The following is a 10,058-nucleotide window of genomic DNA, read 5'->3' as shown; positions in this document are numbered from 1 at the left end:
CCGGTGCCCCGCCCGTCGACTTCGGCGCGGGCCCGAACTCCGGTCCCGACTGCCGCGAATCCGTCGGCTGGATGATCCTGCTGGTGCTGCCGAACGGCTTTGACGGCAGCGCGCGGCTCTCGCGATAGGGCAACGACTCCGGGCCGTGCATCTCGTCGAGATGCGGCTTGTGCACGCGGGAGCCCTTAGCCCCGCCGGCCTTGAGCGCGGTTGCGGCACTCTTGTTCTTCATGGCGCTGACCGGGAGGTTGGCGGCATCGCCGTATTTCTTCGCTCCTGCATAGGCGCCCGCCTTGGTCGCGACGGTGCGCTGCTTGGCGGTGGGGTCGTCGACCACGGCGAGCTCGGTCGCGCGCAGGCGCTTGACCTCGTCGCGCAGGCGGGCGGCTTCCTCGAAGTTCAGATCGGCGGCGGCCTCGCGCATCCTCGTTTCGAGATCGGCCAGCACGGCCTCGAAATTGTGGCCGATCGAGATGACGTCGTCGGTCATGTCGTGGCCGCCGACCTCGACCAGCACGTGGTCGCGCTCGTAGACCGAGTTGAGGATGTCGCCGATCTGCTTCTTCACGCTCTCCGGCGTGATGCCGTTGGCATTGTTGTACTCGACCTGCTTCTCGCGGCGGCGGTTGGTCTCGGCGATGGCGCGCTCCATCGACCCCGTCATCTGGTCGGCATAGAGGATCACCTTGCCGTCGACGTTGCGCGCGGCACGGCCGATGGTCTGGATCAGCGAAGTCTCGCTGCGCAGAAAACCTTCCTTGTCGGCGTCGAGAATGGCGACCAGGGCGCATTCGGGGATGTCGAGACCTTCGCGCAAGAGGTTGATGCCGACCAGCGCGTCGAAGGCACCGAGACGCAAATCGCGGATGATCTCGATGCGCTCGATCGTGTCGATATCCGAGTGCATGTAGCGGACGCGGATGCCCTGCTCGTGCAGATATTCGGTGAGGTCCTCCGCCATGCGCTTTGTGAGGACCGTGATCAGTGAGCGATAGCCCGCTTGCGCAGTGGCTCGCACTTCGCCGACGAGGTCGTCGACCTGCGTGCGCGCGGGGCGAATATCGACGGGAGGATCAATCAGTCCGGTGGGACGAATGACCTGCTCGACGAACACGCCGCCGCTCTCGTTCAGCTCCCAGCTGCCCGGGGTTGCCGACACCGCGACGGTCTGCGGCCGCATCATGTCCCATTCCTCGAAGCGGAGCGGGCGGTTGTCCATGCAGGAGGGCAGGCGGAAGCCGTATTCGGCCAGCGTCGCCTTGCGCCGGAAGTCGCCGCGGAACATGGCGCCGATCTGCGGGATAGTGACGTGGCTCTCGTCGGCGAAGATCAGCGCGTTGTCGGGCACGTATTCGAACAGCGTCGGCGGCGGCTCGCCGGGGCGACGCCCGGTGAGGTAGCGCGAATAGTTTTCGATGCCGGCGCAGCTGCCCGTGGCTTCCATCATCTCGAGGTCGAAAGTGGTGCGCTGCTCCAGCCGCTGCGCTTCCAGCAGGCGGCCCTGGTTGTGGAGCTGGTCGAGCCGCTGCTTCAACTCCGACTTGATCGACTTGATCGCCTGCACCAAGGTCGGCCGCGGCGTCACATAGTGCGAATTGGCGTACATCTTGATGAATTCGAGCTCGTCCTGCTTGTGGCCGGTGAGCGGATCGAACTCCTCGATGCTCTCGATGGTGTCCCCGAACAGGTTCACGCGCCAGGCGCGGTCTTCATAGTGCGCCGGGAAGATGTCGATGACGTCGCCGCGGACACGGAAGGTACCGCGGGTAAAATCGGCCTGGGTGCGCTTGTACTGCAGCGCGACGAGGTCGGCGATCAGCTGGCGCTGGTCGATGCGCTCGCCCTTCTTCAGCGCGAAGGTCATCGCGGTGTAGGTCTCGACCGAGCCGATACCGTAGATGCAGGACACCGACGCCACGATGATGACGTCGTCGCGCTCGAGCAGCGCGCGCGTCGCCGAGTGTCGCATGCGGTCGATCTGCTCGTTGATCGAGGAATCCTTTTCGATGTACGTGTCCGTGCGGGGCACATACGCTTCCGGCTGGTAGTAGTCGTAATAGCTGACGAAATACTCGACCGCGTTGTCCGGAAAAAAGTTCTTGAACTCGCCATAGAGCTGGGCGGCCAGCGTCTTGTTCGGCGCCAGGATCAGGGCCGGGCGCTGCGTCGCCTCGATCACCTTGGCCATGGTGTAGGTCTTGCCGGAGCCGGTGACGCCGAGCAGCACCTGCGAACGGTCGTTGCGATTGATGCCCTCGACCAGCTCGGCGATCGCGGTCGGCTGATCGCCCTTGGGCTCGTAGGCCGACTTGATCTCGAACCGGACACCGCCTTCGGACTTCTCCGGGCGCGGCGGCCGGTGTGGCGTCCACACCTTCATGGAGCCGTCGCCCTTGCGGAACTCCGGCCGGCCCTCGCGGATCAGCGATTCCAGCGCATCCGCGGTGGCCTTGACGCCGAGCGCCTCCATCTTGGACCGCGGCGGACGCGCCAGCGCCTCGGCATCGTCCTCCTCGGTGGGCAATCCGAGCTGCCGCGCCAGTTCCGGATCGAGCGTCGGAATCGTGGCCGCAGTTCCGTAATTGGCTTGCGGCGCATCCTCCAGTCCGGCCAGCTCACTGGACTGACGGGCGCCCGGCGGCTGCGGATTGGGCCGCAGCGGCATCGGCCGCGCCGCATCTTGCGGAAACTCCTTCGGCGTCGAAGCCCGCGCGCGATGCGCGGCGGCCTCGCCCCCGGCGCGGCGGTCGCGCGAATTGTCCGGCGGCGGCTGCAGGCCGGTGCCCGATCCCAGGCCCGCATCGCCGCGATTGATCGCGGGATTGAGCAGTTCGGCCAGCGCCGGCCCGATCGGCTGCACGTCGGGGCGATGAGCTTTGGATTTGGGAGATTTGCCGGATTTTTCGGAGGATGCAGGTTTCTTCGCCATGAGGCGAATATGGGACGAGTCCGCCCCGCAATAAAGGGTGAATGCCCGTGGCCGTGCAGGCTGCTGACAGCAGGTTGGCAGCAGCCCTGCGGTTCACGCCGCCGGCAGCGGCCCCTCGTCGTCTCCGGCCGCGACATTCGGCTCGAGGATGTCGAGATGAATGCCGCCGCAATCGGTGCAGCGCATGGTCCAGTACTCGCATCCGGCGCGGCCGCCGATCACACGGAGCACCGTGAGATCGCTGTCGCATTCCGGGCAGTTGGACAGCACTGCGCGGGCGTAGATCCGCGGCCGCGCTGCATCGGTTTCGATGATGGACATGACCGGTTCCCCCTTTTTCCGCCGCCCTGTCTCTGATCCGCCTGCGGACCGCCTATTCGTCGGCGTCGCCGGCCCGCAGCCGGAAACGATCGATGTGGTGCTTGGCATCGGCAATCGCGGCATCGCGATCGGGCCAGGCGAACCCGACTTCCATGGCCGGAAACAGCACGCCGTCGATGGCCACCGGGCTGAGATCGGCACGGCGGATCCGCGCGTGCCACAGCCCCTTGCCAGCTTCGAAGGATTCGATGTCAAAGCCGTCGTAGAGGGTCGTCATGAGTGTAGGTCCCACGTTTCTTTTCGGAGGGTCACGAGACCACGTCTGCGGATTTTGGGATGTGAAGCCGTTCACAAGCGGGCGGCTTTTTTGCCCGCCTTCAGTTCCGCGCTGCAGCACGGCCGATCCGGCGCGGCCGGGCGGCGGGTTCCGATGCCGCCCGCATGATCCAGCGGCGGAAGGCGGCAAAGTCGCGCTGCTCGGTCTGGAAGCTGCGATAGAGCAGGTACCAGCGCATGCCCTTGGGCACCGAGAGGTCGAACGGCGCCACCAGCCGGCCGGCCGCGAGATCGTCGTCGATATAGGGGCGGATGCCCATCGCGATGCCGAGCCCGTCGGCCGCGGCCTGCAGCGCCTGGCCGTAGAACTGGAACTCGGGCCCGCGCGCGTTGATCCTCGCTGTGCCCGCCGCTTTCAACCAGATCGGCCAGTCCTCGGGTGAGTGCGCGACGCGGATCAGGCTCGGTCCCTTCAGGTCGGCCGGGCGCTTCAATCCGCCGGCAAGGCGCGGCACGCAGACCGGGGTGAGGTCGCCGGCGAACAGCGGCTCGGCGACGAGGCCGGGCCAGTCGCCGGTGCCGAGCTTGATGCCGCAATTCCAGTCCTCGCCGAACGGCACCGTGGCGCCGCCGGTGGTGAAGCGCACCTCGATGTCGGGCTCCTCGCTGCGAAACTCCGACAGGCGCGGGATCAGCCAGCGCATCGCAAAGGTGTGGCCGACGCCGATGGTGAGCACGCGCACGCTCGCCGGCGCCGTCACCTGCGCCGTGAGGCTCGCCAGCGCATCGAAGATCGGGGTCAGCCCGCTCTGATAGGCGCGGCCGGCCTGCGTCAGCACTAGCCTGTTGGCCTTGCGCTCGAACAAGGCGACGCCGAGCCGCTCTTCGAGCAGGTGCACCATGCGGCTGACGGCGGCCGCCGATACGCTCAGCTCCAGCCCGGCCGCAGCAAAGCTGCCGGTCCGCGCCGCCGCCTCGAACGCCTTGATGCCGTTGAGAAACAGCAGCCGCCGCAAATGACCCACCCTCAGGAAAGCTGATGCCAGGGCAAGATAACTCAGTTTGCGGAAGAGGCGCAAGCGAGGCACAAGAATGAGAGTAATTCCAAGTTGTGTTTCAGGCGGCGACCGCGATCTTCGCCTCTCCCCGCTTGCGGGGGGAGGGAGTGATGCAGCGTTCGTCCCTTACGTTGAGGTACCACCGGAGAACTCCCTCGTGACGCCCATCATGATCGCTGCCCTCGGATTGCTGATGGTGGCCACGGCATTCCTGTCGGGGCTGTTCGGCATGGCGGGCGGGCTGATCCTGATCGGCGTGCTCTTGGCGCTGATGCCGCTGCCGACCGCGATGGTGCTGCATGCGATCACGCAGATGGCCTCGAACGGCTGGCGCGCGTTCCTGTGGCGGGCGCATATCCGCTGGCGGCCGGTTGCGAACTATATGGTCGGCGCGGCCGTGGCACTCGCGGCGTGGTCGCTGACCCGCTACGTGCCGGACAAGCCGACGGCGCTGCTCTTGCTCGGCATCACCCCGTTCATGGCGCGGCTCCTGCCGGCGAACATCAAGCCGGATCCTGATAGCCTCTGGCAGGGCACGGTCTACGGCACGATCTGCATGGGCCTGATGCTGATGACCGGTGTCTCCGGCCCGCTGCTCGACACCTTCTTCCTCGGCGGCGATTTCGGCCGGCGCGAGAAGGTGGCGACGAAAGCGATGTGCCAGGTCGTCAGCCATTTCACCAAGCTGATCTATTTCGGCGGCATCATCGATCAGGCCGCGGGCCTCGATCCCGTGCTCGCCGTCGTCGCGATCGCAGCCTCGATGCTCGGCACCACGCTGGCGCGGCGCATCCTCGAAGCCATGACCGACCAGCAGTTCATCGCCTGGTCGAACATGCTGATCACCACCATCGCCTGCTACTACATCGTCCACGGCGGCTGGCTGTTGCTGCGTGCGCCGGTTCTGGCCGCCTTCGATAAGGGAGGTTTGCAATGAGCGAAGTCGCCGATCCGCTGGTGCTGGACTTCGTCGAATGGGTGGCGCGCGAGCCACGCGCCTACGCCGAGGTGATCGCGACCTGGAAGACCTCGTGCCCGCGCCTCACCATCTGGGAGGACGCCGCCGAGCGCGGCTACGTCGCGCGCGAGACGATTGCCGGTCTCGGGCTGGTGATCGCGGTGACGGAAGGCGGCGAGAGGCTGTTGCGCGCGAACGGGCGGTGACGCGCACACCTCTCTCCACATCGTCATTGCGAGCGCCAGCGAAGCAATCCAGAATGTCTTTCGCGGAAGCAGCCCGGATTGCTTCGCTGCGCTCGCAATGACGGAGCACTGCTCAATGTCGCTCAAACTCTACGAACTCGTCGGCACCGATCCCGCGCGCCCCTTCAGCCCGTATTGCTGGCGCACCCGGATGGCGCTCGCGCACAAGGGCCTTGCGGCGGAATCGCTGCCCTGGCGCTTCACCGAGAAGAGCGCGATCGCGCCGCACGGCTCGGAGAAGGTCCCGGTGCTGTTGCATCATGACAAGCCGATCGTCGATTCCTGGACTATTGCGAACTATCTCGAGGACACTTTTCCGGATCGCCCGTCGCTGTTCGGCGGCGAGGGCGGCCGCGCGATGGCGCGCATGATCAATGCGTGGGGCGACATCGCCATCGTCGGCGGCATCTTTCCGCTCATCATCGCCGACATCCCGAACAATCTGAATGAGGTCGATGCCGCCTATTTCCGCAAGTCGCGCGAGGCGCGCTTCGGCGGCAAGACGCTCGAGGAGATCATGGCGGGCCGCGATGCGGGCGTCGTCGCGTTCCGCAAATCGCTCGAGATCATGCGGCAGACGTTCAAGACGCAGCCTTTTCTCGGCGGGCAGGCACCGAACTACGCCGACTACATCGTGTTCGGCGGATTCCAATGGGCGCGCGTGGTCAGCCCGTTCAAGCTGCTCGAAGCGGATGATCCAGTCTATGCCTGGCGCGAGAGGCTGCTGGATGCGTTCGACCGCATGGCGCGGAAGTCGCCGGGACATGAGGTGTAAACTTCGTAGCCCGGATGGAGCGCAGCGAAATCCGGGGCCGGTGCTAGCGGAACGATTCCCGGATTACGCTTGCGCTCCATCCGGGCTACGCGCCGCCGCTTTCCGCAAGCACTCCCGGCACAGGCAGTCGTCGCCCTCGAGCGGCATCGGCAGTTTTGCCGTCTCCTCCGCGCACCAGCAATTGCCTGAGAGATCGCAGCCGAATTCGCTGCCGCAACGGGAACAGGTGAGACGGCGCGCAAGTGCCGGCGCTGACGGGATTTCTTTCGGATTTGTCATGTTTTACGTCGAAGCTTCGCCGTCATTTTCATGGCGGGCTCATCTGCCGCTGCAGTATATTACGCGCCGACCGCGTCGAAAGGAAAGCATCTCGCAGCGCGCGAAGGACAGATCATCGATGGCCCGCGATTCGCAAGCCGCTCTCGTCGCGCTCAACCGCTTCGGCTTTGGCGCCCGCGGCGGTGCATCGGGCGATCTCGTCAACGCAAGCTCCGATCCGCGCGGCTTCGTGAAGGCCGAGCTTTCGCGTCCCAATGGCGTGCTGCTGGAAGCGCCGGGCCTGCAATCGACGCCGCAGCTCGGGCAGGCCGTGTTCGCCTATCAGAACCAGGTCAAGCAGGCGCGTGAGGCGGCGAAGGCTGCTCCGCCCGCCGAGACGCCGCCCGCCGATCAGAACGCGCCCTTGCGCCGCAATCTCTCGCTGAATGCAGCGGCAGAGATCACCGGCCAAATGGCCGATGCAAAGCCCGCCGAGAACACCGTTCGGCCCGAGGCCATGCAGCCGAACGCCGCGCCGCCTGCTGCCAAGCCAGCGCCGCAGCCGCTCAATGTCATCCAGAAAACCTTTCGCGCCGAGGCACTGGCGCGGCTGCAGCGCGCCACGCTCGCCGAGTGCGGCTTCACCGAGCGCCTCGTCGCGTTCTGGTCCAATCATTTCTGCATCTCCGCCAGCAAGGGCGAGCTGGCGCGGATCTGGGCCGGGGCGTTCGAGCGCGAGGCGATCAGGCCGCACGTGCTCGGGCGCTTCGCCGACATGCTGAGGGCCAATGAAGGGGGCCCTGTGGGGCGTCTCGCCTTCCTGCTCGGCGGCCTCGACGGCGCGCTCGCCGAATTCGAAAGCGGATTAAGGGATCGCTGGCGCGACACCGTCGTGGTGGTCGCCACCGAGTTCGGCCGCACCGCGCGCATCAACGGCACCGAGGGGACCGATCACGGCACCGGCACGATCGCCTTGCTTGCCGGCGGCGCGGTGCAAGGCGGCCGGGTGATCGCGGACTGGCCCGGCCTCAGGCTCGCGAACCTGTATGAGGGCCGTGACCTCAAGCCGACCACGGATCTGCGCTCGGTGATCAAAGGCGTGCTGCAAGATCAGTTCGGCCTGTCCGATCGCACGCTGGCCGAGACGGTGTTCCCCGACAGCGCAAGCGCAATGCCGATGAAGGGGCTTGTGGTCTGACTTAACCTCTCCCCGCCCTTCTGCGGGGAGAGGTCGGATTGCTCAGGCGCGTGCGCCTGAGCAATTCGGGTGAGGGGCAAGGCACACTATTCCCGAGAGGGGAGTCCATCCGATTCCCACATTGACCGTGCGTGCATCGCGCACATCGCCTACAATCGAGACCGAACTCGCGGAGGCAGCCCCTCACCCCACCCTCTCCCCGTAAGAACGGGGAGAGGGAGCGAGAGAGCACCGCATCCTGACGATCGCGCCCACAGGAGACACCACCCCATGTACATCGCCATGAATCGCTTCCGCGTCGCCAAGGGCTCCGAGGCTGCCTTCGAGCAGGTCTGGCTCACGCGCGACACCCATCTCGACAAGGTGCCTGGCTTCATCGAGTTTCACCTGCTGCGCGGGCCGGAAGCCGAGGACCACACGCTGTACGCCTCGCACACTGTGTGGGCGAATTATGCGGCGTTTGAGGCCTGGACCAAGTCGGAAGCGTTTCGCGCCGCGCATCATAAGGCCGGCGACAACAAGCCGCTTTATCTCGGCCATCCCCAGTTCGAAGGTTTCGAGGTGATGCAGACCGTGGGGCGCGGCGCCAAGTAACGCTGCCAAGTAACGCTGCCAGCAAAAAAATGCGGCCCCTGTCAGACGCGGCGACTGACGGGGACCGCTTGGGGCGCATGATCGGTGACGGGGGGCCTGACCAGACGCAGGGGCAGCCTAGCCTTGCTGTGTTACGCGCGGGTGACAGGTTGGAGTTATCCACAGGCTCCCGGCACGCCTCAGAAGATCTTGCGATAGACGATGAAGCCGGAGCGCTCCGCGACCTTGTCGTACAGGCGCTGCGCCGTGAGATTGGTCTCGTGCGTCTGCCAGTAGACGCGCGGCGATCCCGCCAGCTTCGCCCGCTCGTAGACGCCATGGATCAGCGCCGAGCCGACGCCCTTGCCGCGCGCGGCCTCTGATGTGAACAGGTCCTGCAAATAGCAGGACGGCTCGATCGCGGTGGTGCTGCGATGGAACAGATAATGCGTCAGCCCGAGCAGGCGGCCGTTGTCCTCGGCGACCAGCGCATGCATCGGCTCATAAGCATCGAAGAAGCGCTGCCACGTCATCCCAGTGATCTCGGGCGCGAGCGCGGTCGGACCGGAGCGGCCGTAAAAGGCGTTGTAGCCGTCCCACAGCGGCAGCCATTGATCGTAATCCTGCCTGGTGACGGCGCGAATGATGAGCGACATGTGAATTTCCGCGATCTCGGAGGTGCGCGATGAAGGGATGCCCTTCATACGTGATGATCCTGCTGCCGATCAATCGCACACTCGCCTCACTCCGCAACGCGCAAGTACTGGATCAGCTTGCGGCCGGTCGGATCGCGCAGCGAGCGGTAGTAGTCGGCGCGCGCCGGCGCATCGGTGTGGCGCACGAGGTCGGTCACGGGCGTGTAGCTCAGCATCCGCCCGCCGTCCGGCAGTGCGGTGCAGACGAAGCGCAGCACCTCGCCGTTGCGCAGCGCGACGTTGATCGGCGTGGCATCGCCGACCCGCACCATCTCCATGCGCTGCGCGATGAAAGTGCCGAGCTCGTCCTCGGGCAGCGCGAACGCGCCGGTGTCGCGGCCGTGATACATCAGCGCGATGAAGGGTGGCTTCGCCTCGGCGACCTCGTCCGGCACCGCAAAATAGTCGCGGAACGCGCGGTTGATGAATTCGGCCCGGGTCTCGGCATCGAGCAGCACGATGCCGATATCGACCTTGTCGAGCGCGGCCGACAGCCGCGCGGCAATGGCGTGGCTGCGGCGCTCGGCCGCGAAACTGCCGAGCAGCCGCTCGCGCATCAGCCCGGTGATGCCGGCGGTTCCGAAAACGGTGACGGCCAGGAGGCCGAGCGGCGCCAGATCGGCGGCGCCATGGCCGGAGACGCCGTGGCGGTTGAGGAAGAACAGCGCCGCGCCGATCACCGCGACAATCGCGGTCGTCACGGCGGAGGCGAGACCTGCGAGCGCGCCGGCGAGAGCCACGATGGCGACGAACAGCGGGGCGGGCGAGGGGG

The 10,058-nt window shown here is 66.2% G+C and carries 12 protein-coding genes; 5 read left to right on the top strand and 7 right to left on the bottom strand.

The window, feature by feature from the left end; all coding sequences use genetic code 11:
• The 4 genes from uvrB to I6F21_RS36920 form a co-directional block, all read right to left on the bottom strand.
• On the bottom strand, positions 1–2,929 hold a 2,929-nt coding region (gene uvrB / locus I6F21_RS36935), incomplete at its 3' end, for an excinuclease ABC subunit UvrB (RefSeq protein WP_225184304.1).
• Between the two features lie 93 nt (positions 2,930–3,022).
• On the bottom strand, positions 3,023–3,250 hold the full coding sequence (locus tag I6F21_RS36930; protein WP_109145304.1) for a hypothetical protein: 228 nt from the start codon (positions 3,248–3,250) through the stop codon (positions 3,023–3,025).
• A 52-nt stretch (positions 3,251–3,302) separates the two neighbouring features.
• Positions 3,303–3,527 carry a hypothetical protein gene (locus tag I6F21_RS36925; RefSeq protein WP_036040082.1) on the bottom strand — a complete coding sequence of 75 codons (225 nt, stop codon included), beginning with the start codon at positions 3,525–3,527 and terminating at the stop codon, positions 3,303–3,305.
• Between the two features lie 100 nt (positions 3,528–3,627).
• Positions 3,628–4,542, bottom strand: coding sequence for a LysR substrate-binding domain-containing protein (locus tag I6F21_RS36920; RefSeq protein WP_225126816.1), 915 nt, complete (start codon positions 4,540–4,542; stop codon positions 3,628–3,630).
• 199 nt (positions 4,543–4,741) lie between these two features.
• Here I6F21_RS36920 and I6F21_RS36915 point away from each other — a divergent pair, with 199 nt between their 5' ends.
• The 3 genes from I6F21_RS36915 (at position 4,742) to I6F21_RS36905 (ending at position 6,562) form a co-directional block, all read left to right on the top strand.
• A complete protein-coding gene (locus tag I6F21_RS36915; RefSeq protein WP_225142235.1) occupies positions 4,742–5,521 on the top strand; it encodes a sulfite exporter TauE/SafE family protein in 780 nt (259 codons plus the stop codon).
• The gene (locus I6F21_RS36910; protein WP_225142233.1) at positions 5,518–5,748 is read left to right on the top strand and encodes a hypothetical protein; all 231 of its coding nucleotides are present in this window, start codon (positions 5,518–5,520) and stop codon (positions 5,746–5,748) included. The genes I6F21_RS36915 and I6F21_RS36910 overlap by 4 nt, the downstream gene beginning before the upstream one ends.
• 115 nt (positions 5,749–5,863) lie before the next feature.
• Positions 5,864–6,562, top strand: a complete 699-nt coding sequence (locus I6F21_RS36905; protein ID WP_225142231.1) for a glutathione S-transferase family protein — start codon at positions 5,864–5,866, stop codon at positions 6,560–6,562.
• A 63-nt stretch (positions 6,563–6,625) separates the two neighbouring features.
• On the opposite strand, the gene I6F21_RS36900 is transcribed toward I6F21_RS36905, so the two are convergent.
• Positions 6,626–6,841: a cysteine-rich CWC family protein gene (locus I6F21_RS36900; protein ID WP_225142229.1), complete on the bottom strand. Its 216-nt coding sequence runs from the start codon at positions 6,839–6,841 to the stop codon at positions 6,626–6,628.
• A 118-nt stretch (positions 6,842–6,959) separates the two neighbouring features.
• On the opposite strand from I6F21_RS36900, the gene I6F21_RS36895 reads away from it, so the two are divergent.
• Positions 6,960–8,018 (top strand): DUF1800 family protein, encoded by a 1,059-nt coding sequence (locus I6F21_RS36895; RefSeq protein WP_225142227.1) that lies wholly within the window; start codon positions 6,960–6,962, stop codon positions 8,016–8,018.
• A gap of 270 nt (positions 8,019–8,288) precedes the next feature.
• Complete coding sequence (locus I6F21_RS36890) at positions 8,289–8,612, top strand: antibiotic biosynthesis monooxygenase (protein ID WP_036030903.1); 324 nt, start codon at positions 8,289–8,291, stop codon at positions 8,610–8,612.
• 179 nt (positions 8,613–8,791) lie between these two features.
• Here I6F21_RS36890 and I6F21_RS36885 read toward each other — a convergent pair whose 3' ends face one another.
• Both I6F21_RS36885 and I6F21_RS36880 read right to left on the bottom strand, forming a co-directional pair.
• Entirely contained in the window at positions 8,792–9,247 is a 456-nt protein-coding gene (locus I6F21_RS36885; RefSeq protein ID WP_109145980.1) for a GNAT family N-acetyltransferase, read from the bottom strand.
• An 86-nt stretch (positions 9,248–9,333) separates the two neighbouring features.
• A partial coding sequence (locus tag I6F21_RS36880; RefSeq protein WP_225184303.1) for a PAS-domain containing protein occupies positions 9,334–10,058 on the bottom strand: 725 nt, incomplete at its 5' end.

This window comes from Bradyrhizobium sp. NBAIM03, assembly GCF_020194055.1.
GTDB classification, from domain to species: Bacteria; Pseudomonadota; Alphaproteobacteria; order Rhizobiales; family Xanthobacteraceae; genus Bradyrhizobium; species Bradyrhizobium yuanmingense.
This window is presented reverse-complemented; position numbering and strand designations above follow the sequence as displayed.